Origin of the sequence: Pectobacterium fontis, assembly GCF_000803215.1 — a bacterium.
GTDB lineage: Bacteria > Pseudomonadota > Gammaproteobacteria > Enterobacterales > Enterobacteriaceae > Pectobacterium > Pectobacterium fontis.
The window spans coordinates 19,634-41,267 of sequence record NZ_JSXC01000012.1 but is presented as its reverse complement, the minus strand read 5'-3'; the positions used below and the strand labels follow the sequence as shown (position 1 = coordinate 41,267).

22 protein-coding genes are annotated in these 21,634 nt (G+C 50.6%); 1 reads left to right on the top strand and 21 read right to left on the bottom strand.

Going from position 1 to position 21,634, the window contains the following annotated elements; genetic code table 11:
- Positions 1–2: 2 nt before the first annotated feature.
- The 12 genes from OI69_RS03840 to glmU form a co-directional block, all read right to left on the bottom strand.
- Positions 3–1,715 carry a glycosyltransferase family 2 protein gene (locus OI69_RS03840; RefSeq protein ID WP_039346378.1) on the bottom strand — a complete coding sequence of 571 codons (1,713 nt, stop codon included), beginning with the start codon at positions 1,713–1,715 and terminating at the stop codon, positions 3–5.
- The gene (locus OI69_RS03835) at positions 1,706–2,095 is read right to left on the bottom strand and encodes a 3-hydroxyacyl-ACP dehydratase FabZ family protein (protein ID WP_039346375.1); all 390 of its coding nucleotides are present in this window, start codon (positions 2,093–2,095) and stop codon (positions 1,706–1,708) included. The genes OI69_RS03840 and OI69_RS03835 overlap by 10 nt, the downstream gene beginning before the upstream one ends.
- Entirely contained in the window at positions 2,082–3,437 is a 1,356-nt protein-coding gene (locus OI69_RS03830) for an AMP-binding protein (protein WP_039346372.1), read from the bottom strand. The genes OI69_RS03835 and OI69_RS03830 overlap by 14 nt, the downstream gene beginning before the upstream one ends.
- Positions 3,434–3,961, bottom strand: coding sequence for a COG4648 family protein (locus OI69_RS03825; protein ID WP_080752598.1), 528 nt, complete (start codon positions 3,959–3,961; stop codon positions 3,434–3,436). The genes OI69_RS03830 and OI69_RS03825 overlap by 4 nt, the downstream gene beginning before the upstream one ends.
- 39 nt (positions 3,962–4,000) lie before the next feature.
- Positions 4,001–4,249, bottom strand: coding sequence for an acyl carrier protein (locus tag OI69_RS03820; protein ID WP_039346368.1), 249 nt, complete (start codon positions 4,247–4,249; stop codon positions 4,001–4,003).
- A gap of 22 nt (positions 4,250–4,271) precedes the next feature.
- Complete coding sequence (locus tag OI69_RS03815; RefSeq protein WP_005976573.1) at positions 4,272–4,538, bottom strand: phosphopantetheine-binding protein; 267 nt, start codon at positions 4,536–4,538, stop codon at positions 4,272–4,274.
- Between the two features lie 19 nt (positions 4,539–4,557).
- Positions 4,558–5,346 (bottom strand): lysophospholipid acyltransferase family protein, encoded by a 789-nt coding sequence (locus OI69_RS03810; protein ID WP_039346365.1) that lies wholly within the window; start codon positions 5,344–5,346, stop codon positions 4,558–4,560.
- A complete protein-coding gene (locus tag OI69_RS03805) occupies positions 5,339–6,067 on the bottom strand; it encodes a beta-ketoacyl synthase chain length factor (RefSeq protein WP_039346363.1) in 729 nt (242 codons plus the stop codon). Before OI69_RS03805 ends, OI69_RS03810 begins: the two co-directional genes overlap by 8 nt.
- Positions 6,068–6,247: 180 nt before the next feature.
- Entirely contained in the window at positions 6,248–7,318 is a 1,071-nt protein-coding gene (locus tag OI69_RS03800) for an SAM-dependent methyltransferase (protein ID WP_039346361.1), read from the bottom strand.
- A gap of 86 nt (positions 7,319–7,404) precedes the next feature.
- Positions 7,405–7,794, bottom strand: a complete 390-nt coding sequence (locus tag OI69_RS03795) for a hypothetical protein (protein WP_039346358.1) — start codon at positions 7,792–7,794, stop codon at positions 7,405–7,407.
- 254 nt (positions 7,795–8,048) lie between these two features.
- Positions 8,049–9,881 (bottom strand): glutamine--fructose-6-phosphate transaminase (isomerizing), encoded by a 1,833-nt coding sequence (gene glmS, locus OI69_RS03790; protein ID WP_039346356.1) that lies wholly within the window; start codon positions 9,879–9,881, stop codon positions 8,049–8,051.
- Between the two features lie 189 nt (positions 9,882–10,070).
- The gene (glmU, locus tag OI69_RS03785; protein WP_039346354.1) at positions 10,071–11,441 is read right to left on the bottom strand and encodes a bifunctional UDP-N-acetylglucosamine diphosphorylase/glucosamine-1-phosphate N-acetyltransferase GlmU; all 1,371 of its coding nucleotides are present in this window, start codon (positions 11,439–11,441) and stop codon (positions 10,071–10,073) included.
- Between the two features lie 314 nt (positions 11,442–11,755).
- Here glmU and pelX point away from each other — a divergent pair, with 314 nt between their 5' ends.
- On the top strand, positions 11,756–13,990 hold the full coding sequence (pelX, locus tag OI69_RS03780; protein ID WP_039346351.1) for a pectate disaccharide-lyase PelX: 2,235 nt from the start codon (positions 11,756–11,758) through the stop codon (positions 13,988–13,990).
- A gap of 295 nt (positions 13,991–14,285) precedes the next feature.
- On the opposite strand, the gene OI69_RS03775 is transcribed toward pelX, so the two are convergent.
- The 9 genes from OI69_RS03775 to atpI form a co-directional block, all read right to left on the bottom strand.
- Positions 14,286–14,705 carry a F0F1 ATP synthase subunit epsilon gene (locus tag OI69_RS03775; protein ID WP_039346349.1) on the bottom strand — a complete coding sequence of 140 codons (420 nt, stop codon included), beginning with the start codon at positions 14,703–14,705 and terminating at the stop codon, positions 14,286–14,288.
- 19 nt (positions 14,706–14,724) lie between these two features.
- Positions 14,725–16,107: a F0F1 ATP synthase subunit beta gene (gene atpD, locus OI69_RS03770; RefSeq protein ID WP_015842331.1), complete on the bottom strand. Its 1,383-nt coding sequence runs from the start codon at positions 16,105–16,107 to the stop codon at positions 14,725–14,727.
- Positions 16,108–16,154: 47 nt separating this feature from the next.
- Positions 16,155–17,018, bottom strand: coding sequence for a F0F1 ATP synthase subunit gamma (gene atpG, locus OI69_RS03765; protein WP_039346346.1), 864 nt, complete (start codon positions 17,016–17,018; stop codon positions 16,155–16,157).
- A 52-nt stretch (positions 17,019–17,070) separates the two neighbouring features.
- Entirely contained in the window at positions 17,071–18,612 is a 1,542-nt protein-coding gene (gene atpA, locus OI69_RS03760) for a F0F1 ATP synthase subunit alpha (RefSeq protein WP_005976551.1), read from the bottom strand.
- Positions 18,613–18,624: 12 nt separating this feature from the next.
- The gene (atpH, locus tag OI69_RS03755) at positions 18,625–19,158 is read right to left on the bottom strand and encodes a F0F1 ATP synthase subunit delta (RefSeq protein WP_014917153.1); all 534 of its coding nucleotides are present in this window, start codon (positions 19,156–19,158) and stop codon (positions 18,625–18,627) included.
- A gap of 14 nt (positions 19,159–19,172) precedes the next feature.
- Positions 19,173–19,643 carry a F0F1 ATP synthase subunit B gene (gene atpF, locus OI69_RS03750; protein WP_010681466.1) on the bottom strand — a complete coding sequence of 157 codons (471 nt, stop codon included), beginning with the start codon at positions 19,641–19,643 and terminating at the stop codon, positions 19,173–19,175.
- Between the two features lie 63 nt (positions 19,644–19,706).
- Positions 19,707–19,946 (bottom strand): F0F1 ATP synthase subunit C, encoded by a 240-nt coding sequence (gene atpE / locus OI69_RS03745; RefSeq protein ID WP_005976545.1) that lies wholly within the window; start codon positions 19,944–19,946, stop codon positions 19,707–19,709.
- Positions 19,947–19,995: 49 nt separating this feature from the next.
- Positions 19,996–20,796 carry a F0F1 ATP synthase subunit A gene (atpB, locus tag OI69_RS03740; protein ID WP_039346341.1) on the bottom strand — a complete coding sequence of 267 codons (801 nt, stop codon included), beginning with the start codon at positions 20,794–20,796 and terminating at the stop codon, positions 19,996–19,998.
- Positions 20,797–20,818: 22 nt separating this feature from the next.
- A complete protein-coding gene (gene atpI / locus OI69_RS03735) occupies positions 20,819–21,202 on the bottom strand; it encodes a F0F1 ATP synthase subunit I (protein ID WP_039346339.1) in 384 nt (127 codons plus the stop codon).
- Positions 21,203–21,634 lie beyond the last annotated feature (432 nt).

Sequence of the window (21,634 nt, the reverse complement as noted above, 5' to 3'; positions counted from 1 at the left end):
CATTACTCCTTTTTCCCAGCGGCTCGGCCTTCATCATCAGGCAAGCTCCAGAAATCAAAAAAATTAAACCAGTCGAGCGGGGATTTCAGCGCGTAGTGCGCCAACCGTTCAGCATAGCGATCGACGACCTGCTGTAAGGCCTGTTGTCGGGCTGCACGAGGTAACACAATGCTATCGGCAAAATGCTCGCAGTAGACGCGCAGTTTTTTCTTCTCGTGAATGACAAACATCAGCAACACAGGGCAACGCAGCGCCGCAGCCAAGACAAACGGCCCTTGAGGAAAAGGCGCGTCTTTTCCCAAAAACGGGCTCCACACCACACGGCGCACTCCACCACGCTGACGATTGACCGCCGTGCGATCGCCGACAATCGCCACCCATTCTCCAGCATCCAGCTTTTCTTGCAGCATGATGGCGGTATCAGGCCCGATATCGCTGACAGGGATAAGATTCACCCCCGCCTGCGGAGCGATTTCCTCCAACACCTGCTTAAAACGCTGGGAATTTTCAGTAAATACCAGCGCGTTAATCACCAGCCCGCTCACCTGCTGCGCCAGTGCACGGCACACCTCGATATCGCCGAGGTGTGACGCCAAAATCAGTTGTCCTGTTAGTCTGCTGTGTTCAATGGTTTCCCGCGCGCCGGGGGCAAAATCAATATCGCGCCCCCAGTGTAGGTCACCGCGCCAACTGGCGATTTTATCCAGCATCGCCTCACCAAAACGGAGGAAATGGAGATAGCTGTTGAGCGGTTTCGGCAGCAAGATATCGTGCTGACGCGCATAACCCCCAACGTGCTTCAACCATGATTGAGAGGCCTGACGCGCAGTACGGCCAGTCAGCCAGTAAAATGCAATAACAGGCCAGAGGAACAGCGTAAACACCCCGCGCCCTAACCGCTGATACACCGCCAGCATAAATCGCATCCCGAGCAAACCTTTGCGCTCCGACACGCCAGCCCAGTGTTGCTGACGCTGCCGCATTAGCAGCACGGGAATGCGCGGAAGCATGCCGAAAAACAGGCGGGTATGCATCCAGGAAATCCGCAGGTTATCGTGCAGCGCATCGAAATGAGACAGGCCGTTTTCTGGATACGTCACCGCCGTCTCAATAAAGCGGCTGGGCGTTCCCGCCCAATACAGGCGCACCATAATTTCCGTATCGAAATCCATACGGTGGCCGAGAGATTTCTGCGAGATCAGCGATAACGTAGCCGCAACCGGATAGACACGGAACCCGCACATGCTGTCCTTGATGGAAAGGGATAGCGTTTCAATCCAGACCCAGACATGAGTGACATAGCGCCCGTAAAGGCGGGATTTCGGTACGGAGGCATCGTAACGCGGCCGGCCGGAAATCAGGCAATTTGGGTGCGCTTTCGCCTCATCCAGCAGCAGTGGCGCATCTTCAATCTGATGCTGCCCGTCGGCATCAACCTGTAAGGCATGGCTAAACCCAGCCTGCGCCGCGGCCTCGATACCACGAATCACCGCCGCGCCTTTACCACTGTTTTGCGCCAAACGAATCAACGTCACGCCGGCCTTTTCTGCCGCCAGTTGAGCGAGAACATATTGCGTTGCCGCATCGCTGCCATCATCAACAATAAAAACCGGCAGCGCGAGCGATGCCAGACGCCCCAGCACCGAGGCCATCATGGCGCCGTGGTTATAACAAGGGATCACCACGCAGGGCGAGAATGCGCCATTTACTGACATGAGCGCTCTTCCGTCATTGGCGTGAGCTTGATTTTTCCGCTGCTGGCGGTACGCTCAATTTCGCCATCCAGAGTGGTATAGCTAAAGGTCAGCCACTGCTTTCCGGCGTGCCAGGTCAGCACCAGACGCAGCGTTTTGCCGGGCAAAATCGGCTGCTGGAATTTAATGTTCTCAATCGATGAAAATGTCCACCCTGGCACCAGCACCGTCGTCGCGTAGTGCATCACCCAATCCAACTGCGCCACGCCCGGCAATAACGGCTGCCCCGTAAAGTGGCCGTTGAACCAGAACAGATCGGGGTCAACCTGTAGCATCAATTCAACCTGAGACGTTTCATCCGCCTCTTTTACATCGTGCCGGACAAGCTCAACGGGCAACATGAAACAATTCCTGTATCTGCGGCCAGGCACGTTTACTCTGGCTGTTGTGGGGAATAACATCGACGATGCGCCAAAAACGCGGCATCGCTAACGGCTCCAGCCATTTTTGCAATTCATGCCGCCATTGGCGTTTCAAATTCGGTAGATCATCGGCTTTATCGGGGGTATTCAGCACCAGCACCACGCCGATACCGCTCCGCTCCGGGCGCGTCACCTGAAGCGCAACCGCATCAGCAATGTCGGGCAGTTCGAGTAAACGCCGTTCTATCTCACTTAGCGAAATGCGTTTGTCTTCGATCTTCACTATACGATCGTGTCGGCCGCACAGTTGAAAATGCCCCGCGTCATCGAACGTTAATCGATCATCCAGCTTGTGTCCCTGGGCATGTGGAATCAGCGCCGACTGCGCCCACCAGTTATCTTGTTCATCACGCCGCAGTGACACACCGGGAAACAACTGCCACGGCACCGTATCTGTCTCACGCGAACGCCATGCCAACACGCCCGTTTCGGTACTGCCGTATATTTCATTAATCGGGTGCATAAACCACTCCGCTGCCGCCTCAGCATGAGGCCAGGGGAGTGTTCCCCCCGCAGAGACAATCAATGAACACTCAGGGACAGAAAGCGTACGATCGATGCGACGTAAGAATGCCGGACTACTGATAAATACGTAACGTTGTTGGCGGTGTTGTGAAGTAAGCTGTTCAGTATAAAGCAACTGGCGGCTATCAAAACGCAGCCCCAGCGCCATAGGCAGCCAGATACGAAACGTCAGTCCATATAAATGCTGGTGGGTGACGGACGCGATCACATCGCAGCCTTGCAAATGCGTTCCCCAACGATCCGCCAGCCAACGCGACTCTTCATCCAGACAACGCACTGGCTTAACAATTTGGCGCGGCTTTCCGGTAGAACCTGACGTGAACAACACCACACAGGCATCATCCGGTATAGAAGGCAGCGCCGCATCCTCGCCGCTCGGCGTCTCAGCCGTCAGGATCAAGACCGGGCAATCCAGATGCAGCGAAACATCGGTCAACACCCCATCAAACTCATCCGTCTGTTCTTCTAATACGGATGGGCGACAGTGACCGGGGATGACAGGCGTTTTTCCCGCATGTAAAGCAGCCAGAAGCCCAATAGTGAAAAGGTAGCTATCTTCAAAACACAGTGCCCAGCGCGTTTCATGGCGCTGGCTTAGCTGCTGATAAAGCGCACTCACCTGCGCTTTTAGCCTGCTTAACGTGAACGTACTGGCACCCTGGCTGGCAACAATGCGCTGTGGGGAATCATTTCCCGTCAGCCAGTCGTTGACGGCACGAACAGTGACCCCGCTCATACGCGCTTTCTCAGACGCTGGCGTATCAACCACTCTCCCCCCATCAACAACCCCATAAGCACATAGCTGATCACGCCATTCCATAACGTCCACCAATGAAGATTGCCGACAACACAGGTCAGCACGGCGATACTGCCGTTAACAATAAAAAACCAACACCAGACTTTCGTCACGCGACGCGTATAGGAAATAGCCTGAGCAGGGAGTTCCGGTTCACGAAGGCGGGCAAGGCGCTCGACAATCGGCATACCGCGATAAAGTGAACCGCCAAAAAGCATCAACATGACGCTGTTTACCGCAACGGGATACCACAGCAGCCAGCCACCATCGCGCAGTAATAAACTGGCAACGGAAAGCGCCACACCCGCCGCCGCCAGCCACAACGCCGTCCCTTTGAATAGGTTTTTCTCATCACGCAACACCGCAAAACGCAGAACAAACATCAGCGCCAATATCGCGAGTAGCCAGCGATGCTCAGGATGCGTGATGCTAAACCAGGCCAGAAAAGGCCAGGCGAGCGTCATTAAAATATTCAGGCTACGGATCGGCACAGGGTAGGCTCATCAACCTTCACGGAGCAGGTTTTCTACCACATCGACCACATCCTGTACCGTGCGTACAGATTTAAAAATTTCCGGTGAGATTTTGCGCCCGATACGCTTTTGTAGGTGAACCACCATATCCACCGCATCAATGCTATCTAGCTCAAGATCTTCATAGAGACGGGATTCAGGTTTGATCTCATCGGCATCCAGTTCAAACAGCTTGACCAGCAAACCGATAATTTCCTGATAAATTTCGTTTTTATCCATCATTAACTCATTTTATTTTATATCAGGCACTCACAGCGCGCTGAGTGTTGATAAAAGCGGCGAGGGTGGCAACAGAAAAGAAGTGTTGGCGCACCTCTTCACTTTCGGCAGAAAGCACGACGCCATAACGGTTTTTTACCGCTAACCCCAGCTCAAGCGCATCAATAGAATCCAGACCAAGACCTTCGCCAAAAAGAGGGGCATCCGTTTCTATTTCATCCACGCTGATATCTTCAAGATTAAGAGAATCGATAATCATCTCTTTGATTTCAATAAATAGACTTTCCATAACAATTTCCAAATGGTGATCAGCTTTCTGGTGTCAAAGATTGCTGCAAAAGGCGATTCAAACGGCGAGCCGCCAAGGGTCGCGCCTCTTCAGGCGCCATAAAAATGTCGTTGCTAATACGTTCGCGCACGCTCACCGTGAAATAGGGTTTTTCAGGCGGGATGTGATACCAACGGCTTTGTTTTCCCAATGTTTTTTGACTACAGTGAATATGCACAACCCGCAAATCACAGCCGCAACGCACAGCGATGTTTGCGGCACCACGTTGCAGAACAAGGGGTTCGCCATAACGCGTGCGTGTGCCTTCAGGAAAAATAATGATTGCGTCACCGCTATCGAGCCGCTGCTGGCAATCAGGTAGTAACGCATCAGACTGGCTATTGAGCAGATAATCCGCCGCGCGAATCACGCCGCGGAAAAACAGGTTTTTCTGTAAATCAGCTTTAACCAGACAGTCAGCATCTGGCATGACGGAGGCCAGCAAAACATAGTCAATTAACGTCGGGTGATTGGCGACAACCAAACAGCCGCGATCGCGCTGTAAGGTTTCGATGCCGTCAATACGGTAATCCAGTACGCCTAATCGGCGGGCACTGCATAAAAAAAATCGGAAGCTGGCAGAAATGCTGCGCCGAGCCAACTGGCGGCGGCGTGTAGTATCACGCTGAATTAGCAGAAAATTGAACCACACCAGAGAAAGCAGTAATCCTCCCACCCCAAACATGGCAAAACACATGCCTGTCATCGTTAATCGCCATAAACGATTAAGATGGGCAGAAGGACGAAAAACCAGTGAGGATTCAGACATCTCTCCTCTCCCACGCCCAGCTAACCCGTTCACCTGATAAAGAAAAACGGGGGGTTCTGGCAAGAAAAGCGTGCAAAAACAGCAAACTTTGTGGTGAATCGCCGTCGGGGGCATCCACAAGAGGTCGTGATTCACAAACGACGTCATCCCCTTCCCCTAACAATAGCGCGACGGCGTAGGGGTAACGAGGTGTATCGACCGGGACATGTGGATGGTAGAAATCAGGGATCGCGCCATCAAAATCTACCAAGAGAATATGACGGTATCCCGCAGCCTGTAATGCTTTCGCTTCAATCAGGCCTTGTTGGAAAGAGTCCATACCTGCGGCAATCGACGTAGAAACCAGCGGAGCTTTCGCCGTAATCGTCAGGCTGCCGACAGCCGCATTGTGTACTGACATGGCAAAATCGGTAGGAGAAATATTCTCATTGTGTGCAAGCGCATTCAGGATATTCAGGTTGCGTTCCAGCTCGCCGTGGCGAGAGGTGAAAACAATGGCATCAACCGACTGGCGACTCAGTAACGCTAAGCCACTATCGACCGCCAAACGGCTCCCCTGATTAAGGCGACGCGCCATCATCATGGGTAAATGTCGACCTTTATCCAAAGGTTGCGCAGTATTGATAGCAGCGGGGATCCGTGACCAATAAAGCCAATCGTCCGTACTGCTGAGACCCGGCGCACTGGCCTGCCAATCAATAATTGAAAATGCTAATCTCATACTGCCTTCTTTCAGTCCACCCTATTTCGGCTTTATCACTGCAATGTCCCGTTTATACCCGTCATATTTCAAGCGGCTTGTGCGTTGGCTGCCCTTGCTCACCCCAGTCATTTACCTGAGGGACTCGCTCGGTTGCCGCCTTCACGCAACTCGTATTATTTAGGGTATAGATCCACTATTTTATAATCGCTTTTTACCGATCAACAGTGTGTGACCGACACCAATATTATCGATTTGATTTTCAACGATAAATCCAGCCTGTTCTACGAGAGGCAAAAACCGTCTGGCCGCATAAAAACGGCTGGTGCCATTGGCAAGGCAGGTAAAATAGAGCGAAGAGGCATTTAGGCTAAAAGCCCCCGCTTCCCACCGTTGACGATCCCAAAAAATATCCAAAATACACACTCTGGCATCCGGCTTCATCACACTGGCGATTTTACGCAAAATAGCCACGATTTGTTCTTCGCTGAAACAGTCGAGAAACTGGCTCATCCACCATATATCCGCTTCGCCTGGTAATGGGCAATCGGAAAGCATATCAACAGCGCGACCCTGAATACGGTCGGATTTCCCAGCGTCAGTGATATTCTCTGTCGCCAGCGCAATTTGTTCCGGCAAATCTAAAATCGTAATGTTTACATCACTATCGTAGTCATAGCAGCGCATCGCCCATTTACCGGTATTTCCGCCAACATCGTAGAGGTGTTTTGGCTTTAGCTGGAAGACATGCGGTAAAGCGGCATCAAATGCAGCATCTGAATAGAAATGATCGAATGCAAACCAGCTCTCTTTTGCCTGCTGCGGCAGTTGGCTTAGCGCTGGATATATGGTTGGCCATTCACCAAACACTTTTAAGCCAGAAGGCACATTTTTTGACAGAGCCTCATCAAGGTAGAACATCCCCTGATAACAAACATCCTGAGTAAAATCCATGTTGACGCGCGTCATGCGGTCATGAAGCAGATAATGACCAATTTTAGCCAGAACGTAGTGTTCACTTTTCTGGATAATCAGGCGACCACTCAATCCGACATCCAGCAGCAGTTCAACGGCATAGTGATTTAATGAGGTGCTGGCAACAATATCGTCAAGATTTGCTCCCTGACGACCGCGCTTATCCAAAAAATCTAAAATACCGTGGTTACGAAGATTGATTGCGGCCTGAAACAACATGGGAGCAAATGCAATTCGTTGCGCTTCTGTAATAGCATCCAATGCGCTGACATTATCTTTGTCATATCCGTAATACACTGATTTTTCCCTTGGAGTCAGACAAAAACGATCATAAAAGAACAAAAGATAGAGCCGGATAACAAGAATATATCCGACTCTTAAAATTATTTAATCTGTTGACCGGCAAGTGTTAATTGAATTTCATGATCCAGGTTTTTTATCCAATTATTATAATTTCGGTGGATCCTTCCCCCTCCCGCCAACAAATTCTCACTCCCAACATAGTTTATCGAATAACTGGTTTGCGAATAGGTAATGCGAACATTTGCCACATGACTACGCTGAACCAGACGACCATCAATCGCACCGGCATAAACCTGAGTCATCGCCCACTTACGTTTTTGCCCTGCTTCAATAATGGCATTCTTTACCTGTTCAGTGGTGTGTTGCCCAGAGATGGACTGTGTCACATTCGCGACAGGAACCGTACGCTCAGCACAACCAGACAATATAAGAACAGAAGCTAACGCGGCGAAAATAATCTGTTTTTTCATAAAATCCCTATCAAACAAAAACATCACTGCCAAAAAAGAATTCGCTTCTGATGCAAGGTGTAAAACTAATGCATCATTAAAACTATTTTACACAAAATAGAGATAACCTGACAAAAGAAACATGGTTCCCTGCCTCAGGTTTTTATCAAACAGATATCAGTTGTGTGAGGCAAAGCAATAAGAATGGACATCAAAAATCCGCCTTATGTTTACCGACATAAGGCGGAGGATCTGTGACGAAAAATACCGAAAAATTATTCTACGGTAACAGACTTCGCCAGATTACGCGGTTGGTCAACATCCGTGCCTTTAATCAGCGCGACGTGATAAGACAGCAGTTGCAACGGTACGGTATAGAAGATTGGCGCAATCACTTCTTCAATATGCGGCAGCGGAATGATTTTCATATTTTCGCTGCTGGTGAACCCCGCATCTTCATCAGCGAAGACATACAGCTCGCCACCGCGCGCCCGAACTTCTTCAATATTGGATTTCAATTTCTCCAACAGTTCATTGTTCGGTGCCACCACCACCACCGGCATATCGGCATCAATCAGTGCCAGCGGGCCGTGTTTCAACTCGCCTGCCGCATAGGCTTCTGCGTGAATGTAAGAGATCTCTTTCAGCTTCAGCGCCCCTTCCATCGCGATCGGATACTGATCGCCACGACCAAGGAACAGCGCGTGATGCTTATCAGAGAAACCTTCCGCCAGAGATTCGATGAGCTTGTCCTGAGACAACATCTGCTCAATACGCGCCGGCAACGCCTGCAAGCCATGAACGATGTCGTGTTCAATCTGCGCATCCATACCACGCAGGCGACCAACACGCGCCACCAGCATCAGCAGAACGGTAAGCTGGGTAGTAAAGGCCTTAGTGGAGGCCACGCCAATCTCGACGCCCGCTTTGGTCATCAGTGCCAGATCGGATTCACGCACCAGCGAGGAACCCGCCACGTTACAAATAGCCAGTGAACCCAGATAGCCCAACTCTTTGGATAAGCGCAGCGCCGCCAGCGTATCAGCCGTTTCACCGGACTGAGACAGGGTAATCATCAGGCTGTTCTTACGCACCGCAGGTTTGCGATAGCGGAATTCGGAGGCGATTTCGACGTCGCACGGAATCCCCGCTAACGCTTCAAACCAGTAGCGGGAAACCATACCGGAATTGTAGGACGTCCCGCAGGCGATAATCTGTACGTGTTCAACCTTCGCCAGCAGTTCATCCGCTTTCTGGCCTAACTCAGAAAGATTGATCTCGCCGTGGCTGAAACGCCCTTCAAGGGTGTTCTTGATCGCCATTGGCTGTTCGTAGATCTCTTTCTGCATGTAGTGACGATACGCGCCTTTATCACCAGCATCGTAATTCACTTTTGATTCAATTTCTTCGCGCGCGGCAAGCTGGCCAGATTTATCAAACACGCGCACGTCACGACGGGTGATTTCTGCCACGTCGCCTTCTTCCAGAAACATGAAACGGCGAGTAACAGGCAGCAGCGCCAACTGATCGGAGGCAATAAAGTTCTCACCCACACCACGGCCAATCACCAGCGGGCTACCCGAGCGTGCAGCGACCAGTACGCTTGGGTCGCGGTTATCCAACACCACCATGCCATACGCACCGCGCAACTGTGGGATCACGCGCTTAACCACCTCAACCAGCGTGCCACCGTTCTGCTGCTGTTCGAAATGAACCAGATGGGCAACCACTTCGGTATCGGTTTCAGAAACAAAACGGTAGCCGCGACCGATCATCAGTTCACGCAGCGGCTCATGGTTTTCGATAATGCCGTTATGGACGATAGTGATATGTTCAGAAACATGCGGATGTGCGTTTTCTTCAGAAGGTTCGCCGTGTGTTGCCCAGCGGGTATGGGCGATACCCGTACCACCGTGCAACTCATGCTCATCAGCGGCCTGAGAAAGCACCTGCACTTTACCCAGACGACGTAAACGAGCAACATGTCCTTCGCTATCAACAACCGCCAGACCCGCTGAGTCATAGCCGCGGTACTCAAGGCGGCGTAAACCTTCCAACAAAATTTCAGCAACATCACGTTGCGCAACAGCGCCTACAATTCCACACATCGATGGTATTCCTATAAAAGTGACATATTGTGTCACCTGGGATGTCTTAGACCTGATTGTTCCGGTTTTTCCGGGTTCCCCGAGCCTTGTAGAGAGTGGGGATTATTATGTTTTGTCCTGTACTCTGAATTCGGCCAAAGCACAGAACAAAACAACCTCCGCCACAGACGGAGGTCTATCACACAACGGCTATTTCTTCTTCACTGGTCGTTGCCAGCCAGAAATATGCCGTTGTTTCACGCGGCTGATCACCAGTTCATTCTCTGCCACATCACTGGTGACTGTCGTTCCCGCGCCGATCGTCACGCCGCTGGCAACGTTAACGGGCGCCACCAGTTGCGTATCCGAGCCAACAAACACATCATCACCAATCACCGTTTTGTGTTTATTCGCGCCGTCATAATTACAGGTGATCGTTCCCGCACCAATATTAACACCGGAACCGATATCCGCATCACCCAAATAGCTAAGGTGACCCGCTTTTGATCCTTTACCCAGACGTGCCTTTTTCAACTCCACAAAGTTGCCAACATGCGCGCCCTCAGCCAGTTCCGCGCCAGGGCGCAAGCGGGCAAATGGGCCAACGGTACACTGTGCTTCCAGCACCGCGTCTTCCAGCACAGAATAAGGACTAATCTCTGTGTCATCACCAATGATGCAGTTCTTGATTACGCAGCCAGCACCAATTTTCACCCGGTTGCCTAGTTTAACATTGCCTTCCAGGACCACATTGACATCAATCACTACATCACGACCATGCGTGAGTTCACCACGCAGATCAAATCGTGCCGGATCGAGCAACATGACACCAGCCAGCAGCAGCTTATCGGCCTGCTCACGCTGATAAACCCGTTCCAATGCAGACAGTTGCAGGCGATTATTGACACCTTCCACTTCGCTCAACCGATTAGGATGAACCGCTTCAACGCGCTGACCTTCTTTTGCCGCCATCGCGATGATATCGGTGATATAGAACTCACCCTGTGCGTTGTTGTTATTCAACTGGCTCAACCAACGCTTCAAATCCTTGCCGTTGGCAATCAAAATGCCGGTATTGATCTCGTTAATCTGCCGCTGTTCTTCGCTGGCATCTTTGTGCTCAACGATCCCCACTACGGCACCATCTTCACGCACGATTCGCCCATAACCCGTAGGATCGTCAAGTTTCACCGTCAACAGACCGATCCCGCCCTGCGGCTTCGCCTGACGTAAGCGCCCCAGCGTTTGCGGTGAAATCAGCGGTACATCGCCATAGAGCATCAGGATATCTTCATCATCGGCAAAATGAGGCGCAGCTTGCTGCATCGCATGCCCGGTTCCCAGTTGTTCTGCCTGTAACACCCAGTTTAATGCCGGATCGGTCAATTCACGTTTTAACAGATCGCCGCCGTGACCGTATACCAGATGAACGTGCTGCGCGCCTGTCGTCATTGCCGCATCAATAACGTGCTGCACCATCGGTTTCCCTGCCAGGGTGTGTAACACCTTGGGAAGGTCGGAATACATACGGGTTCCTTTACCCGCAGCAAGGATCACCACACTCATAGCACTATTTGACATAAGCATCCTGACAATACGGAGCCACTGCCCCGCAACAATAAAAATGGCTAGCCTGTTACAGCATGAATAACCAGAGTTTACCTAAGCCACAGCCTAACGCGGATACTTTTTGCTGAGTTTTTTCTGAAAATCTTGCACAACACGACGAATTCCCATGGCAAGAGAGTACAGTCCCCAAAAAAAGAAATGGCACAGGGTTTCATAAAAAACAGACGTTGTTTTTAAGTATTTCCATTTGTGACACGGGCAAAAGAAACAGCGTTTCATTTATAGCAATATACGCGGGCAAATAATTCAATAATGAAGGAGATACAATGAAACGTTGTTCTTCACAAAAATGTGACGTTTTACGGAAACACCGTTCTTCACGCCTCGCAGCCGTCGCGTTGACGAATGCATTACTCTTTAGTTTCAGCACACACGCCGCGACAGAATCAACGCCCGTCTGGCACGGAATAGCATTTGGTCAGTCAACAGACGTAAACTTCTCATCCAATGTCCTGCCGGAGAAAATTGGCGTTAACGACGTCACCATTAACGGCAAGAAATTAGCCCCAGGGGATAACGCGGATTTGTCTGCCCCCATCATGATCGAAAGTCGTGGCGGCAAGATTGCCAACACCCATGACGGGCTGACATTCTTCTATACGCAACTCCCTGCTAATGTGAATTTTACGCTTCAGTCTGATATTACCGTGGAACAGTTTGGGCCAGAAAACGGCGCCAAACCTGCGGCTCAGGAAGGGGCAGGGATTTTGGTGCGCGATATTATCGGCGTGCCACGTCAGGAACCGCTGAAAGAAGGGTATGAAGAATTCCCTGCGGCATCCAATATGGTAATGAATGCCATTATGACGCAGGATAAAAAGTCGCATACCGAAATCAAACTTCAGGCGATTCTGCGTAATGGCGTCACACAGCCGTGGGGCAATGCGGGCGCGAAAATTACCAAAACCAGCTATCAGGAAAACGTGAATCTGGAGCAAACGCCGACATTCCGTTTGAAGCTGGAGCGCACCAATGACGGCTTTATTACTTCTTATGCGCCGAAAGGCACGGATAACTGGGTATCAAAAGACGTCAAAGGCGCTGACATCGTCACTAAGCTGGATAAAGACCACTATTACGTCGGTTTCTTTGCCTCCCGTAACGCTAAAATCATCGTCAGCAATGCTCAGTTGACAACAACACCAGCGCAAACCAAAGCCTCGCCGGAATTTAAAACCAAAGATTACGATCCTGTGCTTCAGGTGATGTCATCGCCTAAAACCACTAGCGAACACTATGTCGTGCAGGCCAAAGCCAATTACAACGGCACGATCGCGGTGTCACAAGAGGGTAAATCACTGGGCGAGGCCAAACCGGTAAAAGCGGGAGAGACCTTCTCTCTGCCCGTCAAAATTGCCGGTAACGGTACGGAGTTCAAGATCGCCTATCAGCCTACGGAAGGGGATGATAAAGCGGTAAAAGAGAGCACGTTAAAAGTTGAAAGAGTGGCCTACGCAGACGCTAAAAATCTGTATGTTTCGCCACAAGGTTCAGCCAGCAATGACGGCAGTAAAAATGCCCCGCTCGATTTAACCAGCGCCGTTGCCGCCCTGCCAGCAGGCGGCACCATTTGGCTTAGCGACGGTGATTACAGCGCGACTGAAATCCCTGTCAGCGCCAGCGGCCAGCCAAAAGCCGTCAAGAACCTGTTTGCTGTCGGTAATAAAGCCGTCATTCACGGGCTACAACTGAAAGCGAGCTATTGGCATGTTAAAGGGATTGAAACTACAGAAAAACCGTTCCGTATCGAGGGAAGCTACAACACCATCGAACGCGTTTTGGCGCACCACGCTGACGATACCGGCATTCAGGTGACCTCTTCTGCCGAAGTCGGCAGACCATTGTGGGCCAGCCATAACCTGATTCTGAATTCAGAATCTCACAGCAATCAGGATCCAGGCAAAATTAACGCCGACGGTTTCGCGGTGAAAATGCGCGTGGGTGAAGGCAATGTGATTCGCGGTGCGTTCTCGCACAACAACATTGATGATGGGTTCGACCTGTTTAACAAAATCGAAGATGGTGCCAATGGCGTTGTGGTGATCGAGAATTCAATTGCCATGAACAACACCAGCAACGGCTTTAAAATGGGTGGGGAAGGCCAGCCAGTAGCGCATCAGGTTAAACACAGCATTGCCGTGGGTAACAAGCTTGATGGTTTCACTGACAACTTCAACCCCGGTGCGTTGATCGTTGAAGACAACATCGCGTTAGATAACGAACGCTTTAACTTTATTTTCCGCCCAAGCCCTTACTCTGGCCCGGAAAAACAAGGCGTCTTCAAGAACAACATTTCGCTGAAAACCAAAGCGGGTAAATATGATGATGCGGTTGTCGGCAATATCGATAACACCAACTATTTCATCAAAGGCGGCCGCTCAGTTAACGCGCAAGGCAAGGAAATTAGCGCAAATAACTTCGTATCTGTTACCGTTCCTGAGACGTTTACGCGTGATGCCAAAGGCAATCTGGTACAGGGCGACTTCCTGAAGAAAAAATAAGTCGGTGTAGAGAGCATCGCTGATTTTACCGTTATCCGGCGTAAAAATTATGCTGAGGAGGTAGCAGGCTTAGGATGAGCCGCATGGACGCGGCGAAAGCTTGCGCTGCGTCGGGCGCATGCTACGGAATAGCATGAAAATAACGGGATTATCGTGCACGAAACTGTCTCTTAGTCGGCATAAAAATGTCACTAAGAGGCGAATCTGTGAAGGAAGACGGGGAAGGCATCACTTTAAGTAAAAAAAGGCCAGTCAGTGTGAACTGACTGGCCTTTAATGATTACAAGCTTATCTGTTACATCGCTTTTCTGGTCAGCTCGATAACGCGCAGCTTCGCAATCGCTTTACTCAGCTCGGCGGAAGCCTGAGCATAATCCACATCGCCATGCGAATTACGGATATGATCTTCAGCTTTGCGTTTCGCTTCCAGCGCACGAGCTTCATCCAGATCCTGCCCACGGATCGCGGTATCAGACAGTACGGTGACAGTGTTCGGCTGCACCTCAAGGACGCCGCCAGAAAGATAAATATACTCTTCCTCACCGTGCTGCTTAACGATACGAACCATACCAGGTTTAATGGCAGTAAGCAGAGGGGCATGTCCCGGATAAATACCCAGTTCGCCTTCGCTCCCCGTTACCTGGATTTTTTGCACCAGACCGGAGAACATTTGCTGTTCTGCACTCACGACATCCAGATGGTAAGTCATAGCCATGTCACCCTCCTACAAGGCGTTACAGTTTTTTGGCTTTTTCCACGACTTCGTCAATGGAACCAACCATGTAGAACGCCTGCTCTGGCAGGTGGTCGTATTCGCCTTCCATAATTCCTTTAAAGCCACGGATGGTGTCTTTCAGGGCAACGTATTTACCCGGAGAACCGGTAAACACTTCTGCAACGAAGAACGGCTGTGACAGGAAGCGCTGAATCTTACGCGCACGAGATACCACCAGCTTGTCTTCTTCAGACAGCTCATCCATACCCAGAATCGCGATGATGTCTTTCAGTTCCTGATAACGTTGCAGAATAGACTGCACGCCACGGGCAACATCATAGTGTTCCTGACCAACAACCAACGGATCCAACTGACGGCTGGTGGAATCCAGCGGGTCAACGGCTGGGTAGATACCCAGAGACGCGATCTGACGGCTCAGTACCACGGTTGCATCCAAGTGAGCAAAGGTGGTGGCGGGTGATGGGTCAGTCAAGTCATCCGCAGGAACGTAAACGGCCTGAACGGAGGTGATTGAACCGGTTTTGGTTGAGGTGATACGTTCTTGCAGAACGCCCATCTCTTCCGCCAGCGTTGGCTGATAACCTACCGCAGAAGGCATACGGCCCAGCAGTGCGGATACTTCCGTACCGGCCAGGGTATAACGGTAGATGTTATCGACGAACAGCAGAACGTCACGGCCTTCATCACGGAACTTTTCCGCCATGGTCAGGCCAGTCAACGCAACGCGCAGACGGTTGCCTGGTGGCTCGTTCATCTGGCCATAAACCAGTGATACTTTGTCGATAACGTTGGAATCGGTCATTTCGTGGTAGAAGTCGTTACCTTCACGGGTACGCTCACCCACGCCTGCAAACACGGAGTAACCGGAGTGCTCGATCGCGATGTTACGGATCAGCTCCATCATGTTTACGGTTTTACCTACGCCCGCACCACCGAACAGACCCACTTTACCGCCCTTGGCAAACGGACACATCAGGTCGATAACCTTGATGCCGGTTTCCAGCAGTTCCTGTGAGTTTGACAGTTCTTCGTAGCTTGGCGCTGCGCGGTGAATCGCCCAACGCTCTTCTTCGCCGATGTCGCCTTTCATGTCGATGGGTTCACCCAATACGTTCATGATACGACCCAGCGTTGCTTTACCTACCGGTACTTCGATCGGGTGGTCCAGGTTATTCACGTTCAACCCGCGACGCAGACCGTCAGAAGAACCCATTGCGATACAGCGAACAATACCGCCGCCTAACTGCTGCTGTACTTCCAGCACCAGTTTTTCAGCGCCGTTCTCTACCTCAAGCGCATCGTACACCTTTGGTACGGCATCTTGCGGGAACTCGACGTCCACCACGGCGCCGATTACCTGGATAATCTTTCCAGTAGCCATCTTGAATCCTCTACGTAATTCGACAATACGTAATTCGTAAACCTGCTTTAAACCGCGGAGGCTCCCCCGACGATTTCGGTGAGTTCCTGGGTAATGCTGGCCTGACGAGCTTTGTTGTATACCAACTGAAGCTCTTTGATCAGGCTACCGCCGTTATCGGTCGCGGCTTTCATCGCAACCATTCGCGCGGCCTGCTCACTGGCCAGATTTTCTACGACGCCCTGATAAACCTGAGATTCTACATAACGGCGCAGCAGGGTATCCAGCAGCGACTTAGGATCGGGTTCATACAGGTAATCCCAGGATTTCTTCTTCAACTCACCGTCATCCGAAGGCGGCAACGGTAATACCTGAACAACAAGCGGTTCCTGAGACATGGTATTAATAAACTTGTTGCTTACGATATACAGCTTGTCCAGACGACCTTCGTCATAGGCTTGCAGCATAACTTTAACCGGGCCGATCAGTTCTGATACGGAAGGGTTATCCCCCATACCGGTAACCTGAGCAACAATGTTTGCGCCTACCGAACCAAAGAAAGAAACCGCTTTGGAACCAATCAGCGCTAAATCAGTTTCAACGCCTTTGTCGCTCCAGGATTTCATATCAGCCAGCAGTTTCTTGAACAGGTTAATGTTCAAACCACCACACAGGCCACGGTCCGTAGACACCACCAAGTACCCAACGCGCTTAACGTTGCGCTCTTCCAGGTACGGGTGTTTATATTCCAGATTTCCTAACGCAAGGTGACCAATCACATTGCGTATGGTTTCCGCATAAGGACGGCTGGCCGCCATACGATCCTGCGATTTACGCATTTTGGAAGCGGCGACCATTTCCATTGCTTTGGTGATCTTCTGCGTATTTTGGACGCTTGCGATCTTACTACGTATCTCTTTTGCGCCGGCCATCTTTGCTTCTCCTCAAAGCCTTGCGGCCTGCTTTACAGCAGGCCACCGGGCGTTACCAGGACTGGGTTGCCTTAAAAGTATCGAGGATGCCTTTAAATTTGCCCTCGATCTCATCGTTATAAGCGCCAGTCTGGTCGATTTGTTGCAGAAGTTCGCCATGCTCACGGTCAGCGTAAGCCAGCAGAGCCGCTTCAAAGCTACCCACTTTCGACAGCTCAACATCTTCCAGATAACCACGTTCCGCCGCAAACAGAACCAGAGACTGCTGCGCGACAGACATCGGCGCATACTGTTTCTGCTTCAACAGCTCGGTCACTTTCTGACCGTGGCTCAACTGCTTACGGGTTGCATCATCAAGATCGGAAGCGAACTGCGAGAATGCCGCCAGTTCACGGTACTGTGCCAGAGCGGTACGAATACCCCCGGACAGTTTTTTCATGATCTTGGTCTGTGCTGCACCACCCACGCGGGATACGGAGATCCCTGGGTTAACCGCAGGACGGATACCGGCGTTAAACAAGTTGGATTCCAGGAAGATCTGACCATCGGTAATAGAAATTACGTTGGTCGGAACGAACGCAGAAACGTCACCCGCTTGTGTTTCGATGATCGGCAGAGCGGTCAACGAACCGGTTTTCCCCTTCACTTCACCCTTGGTGAATGCTTCAACGTAATCGGCGTTAACACGCGATGCACGCTCCAGCAGACGGGAGTGGAGATAGAAAACGTCACCCGGATAAGCTTCACGACCTGGTGGACGACGAAGCAGCAGAGAGATCTGACGATAAGCAACGGCCTGTTTAGACAGGTCATCATAAATAATCAGTGCATCTTCACCGCGATCGCGGAAGTACTCGCCCATCGCACAGCCAGCATACGGTGCCAGATATTGCAGAGCAGCAGACTCAGACGCAGTCGCAACGACAACAATGGTGTTTTCCAATGCGCCATGCTCTTCCAGTTTACGTACCACGTTAGAGATCGTGGAAGCTTTCTGGCCGATAGCGACGTACACGCATTTGATACCGGAATCACGCTGGTTGATGATGGCGTCGATAGCCAGAGCAGTTTTACCCGTCTGACGGTCGCCGATAATCAGCTCACGCTGACCACGACCAATTGGAATCATGGCATCAACGGATTTGTAACCCGTTTGTACTGGCTCATCAACGGACTGACGTTCGATAACGCCAGGCGCAATCGCTTCAACCGCAGAGAAACCGTCATGATCCAGTGCGCCTTTACCGTCAATCGGTGCGCCCAGCGTGTTGACCACACGACCCAGCAGGCCACGGCCAACCGGAACTTCAAGAATACGGCCAGTACATTTTACTTTCATGCCTTCGGCCAGATCCGCATACGGACCCATGACAACCGCACCCACGGAGTCACGCTCCAGGTTCAGTGCGATCGCATAACGGTTACCCGGCAGAGAGATCATCTCTCCCTGCATCACGTCTGCCAGACCGTGGACGCGGATGATTCCGTCACTGACGGAAACAATAGTACCTTCATTGTGAGCTTCGCTCACCACATTGAACTGAGCAATGCGCTGCTTGATCAGTTCGCTGATTTCGGTGGAATTCAGTTGCATGCTCCAGTCCCCTTAAGACTGCAAGACGTCTGCCAGACGTTCCAGACGACCGCGAATGCTGCCATCTATCACCATGTCGCCTGCGCGGATCACCACGCCAGCCATGACAGACTTATCAATTTTGCAATTCAGCTTCACTTTGCGTGACAGACGTTTTTCCATAGCGGCGGCGATCTTGGATAGCTGCTGCTCACTCAACGTATTGGCAGAAATCACATCGACGTCAACCGTCGATTCCAGTGCTGCCCGCAGTTGAATAAATTGTTCCAGTACTTCAGGAAGCACTGGTAAACGTCCGTTCTCGGCCATCACCTTTATCAGGTTCTGACCGGCTTCATCAAGTTGATCACCACAAACGGCAATAAACGTTTTCGCCAGCTCAATCGGTGCAACCGCACCAGAAAGCAGCTCGGCAATTTGCTCATTGCGCGCTACTTCGGCTGAAAACGCCAGCATGTTCTGCCAGCGATCCAAAGCCTGATTCTCAACCGCAAAGTCAAAAGCTGCTTTGGCGTAGGGGCGAGCTACCGTGACAAATTCAGACATCAGCCCCTCCCTCCTTACAGTTCAGCGACCAGTTTATCAACGATGTCGCTGTTAGCAGCTTCATCCACGGAACGTTCAATAATTTTCTCGGCACCGGCAATCGCCAATACGGCAACTTGCTTACGCAGCTCTTCACGAGCGCGTTTACGTTCGGCTTCGATTTCAGCCTGCGCCTGCGCCACAATCTTGTTACGTTCAGCTTCCGCTTCAGCTTTCGCCTCATCCAGGATCTGAGCACGGCGTTTGTTCGCCTGCTCGATGATCACCTGAGCATCCGCCTTGGCTTTCTTCAGTTGATCTGTCGCATTGGCCTGAGCCAAGTTCAAATCTTTTTTGGCACGTTCAGCAGAAGCCAGACCGTCAGCAATTTCTTTCTGACGTTTCTCGATGGCTGCCATCATCGGCGGCCATACATACTTCATGCAGAACCAGACAAACAGGACGAACGCAATGGCCTGGCCGAGGATTGTTGCATTAATATTCACAGCACAATGCCTCTTTCAAAGTTAAATAAGTTGATGTTTTAACCTCAGCAGAAAACATTCTGCTTAGGCCACCGCAAACATCACATACAGCCCCAGACCAACAGCGATCATCGGGATGGCGTCAACCAGACCCATGACGATAAAGAACTGTGTACGCAGTAAAGGAATCAGGTCAGGCTGACGAGCAGCACCTTCCAAGAATTTACCACCCAGAATGCCGATACCGATCGCAGCACCGATTGCCGCCAAACCCATCATTAACGCGGCAGCCATGTACAGCAGATCCACACTCAGGTTTTCCATGACAGTCTCCAGTTTGTTTCAGTTAAAAACGTTATTTGTTGAAAGAAAATCAATGCTCTTCAGATGCCATCGAGAGATAAACAACCGTCAGAACCATGAAAATAAAAGCCTGAAGCGTAATAATCAAAATGTGGAAAATAGCCCAAGGCACATTTAACAACCATTGTGACCACCACGGCAACAGACCGGCAATCAGGATGAAGATCAACTCACCCGCATACATATTGCCAAACAGTCGCAAGCCTAAGGAAATAGGTTTGGACAGCAGGCTGACACCTTCAAGAATCAGGTTGATAGGAATAAAGACAGGATGGTTGAACGGTTGCATGGTCAGTTCTTTAACAAAACCACCCAGACCCTTCATTTTGATACTGTAAAACAGCACCAGGATAAATACCCCAAGCGCCATCGACAACGTAATGTTCACGTCAGCCGTTGGTACGGCACGCAGATAAGCATGCGCCGGATCGTGCCCCAATAGGCTGTAGATACCCGCCCAGACTTGCGGCAACAGATCGATAGGCAGCAGATCCATCAGGTTCATCAGGAAAACCCAGACGAAAATGGTCAGCGCCAGAGGAGCGATTAGTTTGCTTTTGCCATGGAACATGTCGCGTACAGTGCCATCAACGAAACCGATAATCAGTTCGACGGCCGTTTGCAGCTTACCTGGCACACCGCTGGTCGCACGTTTAGCTACGCGATGAAAGATAACCAGAAAGAGGATCCCAAGAGCGATCGAGAAAAACATCGAATCGACGTTAATCGACCAAAAACCCGTCCCTACCTGCAAATGGTGCAAGTGGTGACTGATATACTCTTGCGGAGTAGAGATTTCTCCAGCAGCCATGATGTCCCTTACCCTTTTGTTGTTAACTACGGTAACGATTAATTACGGCCGGTGCCACGATCTGCATCATCAGCACCGATAAATAAGTCAGGCCAAGCGGAAAAAATGCCGCTTTAAACACGCCTAACGCCACCACTAACAGTGCAATGGTGATAAATACCTTAAGCGCCTCGCCAATCGCGAATGACCAGGCCACACGCCCATCAGCAGGCTTGTCTGACTGATGACGCAAGGCAAACAGCACAAACAAGACGTTCGGCAACCAGGCAGCCAATCCCCCACCTAATGCAGAAGCCGCAGCATTGACGCTATTGAGGCTGAAAACAGCACTCAACAAAGCAAAAGTCACTAACTGTAACAACAGTAGCCTGAAGGCCACTTTTCCACTGTAAAGGGATACAGGCATGACGTTTGCTCTCTCCATACCTTTTCAGAGGTATACCGAATGACGTATAGAACTGCCTTTACACCACTGAGTCAAGCAGCAAAAAACGAGCAAATTATACGGGTCATCCCTGCGAATTCAATCGATAAGTAGCGAAAAGGTGAACAATTATTTAAATTTCTTTCTGAAGCCCCGTTTTTACTAACAATCCCCCCTGCTCATGTCCGGTGTCATTAATTTCTAAAGGCTCCCAATCTGTGATGTGACTCACATAAAAGAGTTTGCGGCTATTTATAACAGAACGTGTTTTTTTTTGTCTCTAGACAAATAAGCTATTTATCTTATTTAACTTCAATAAGTTATTTAAATTAGCATACTAAAAATGCCACAAACAACGTTTCAACCAGCTATTGACATTATTGATATCGTTTCTTTACCCAATTAACACAAAAA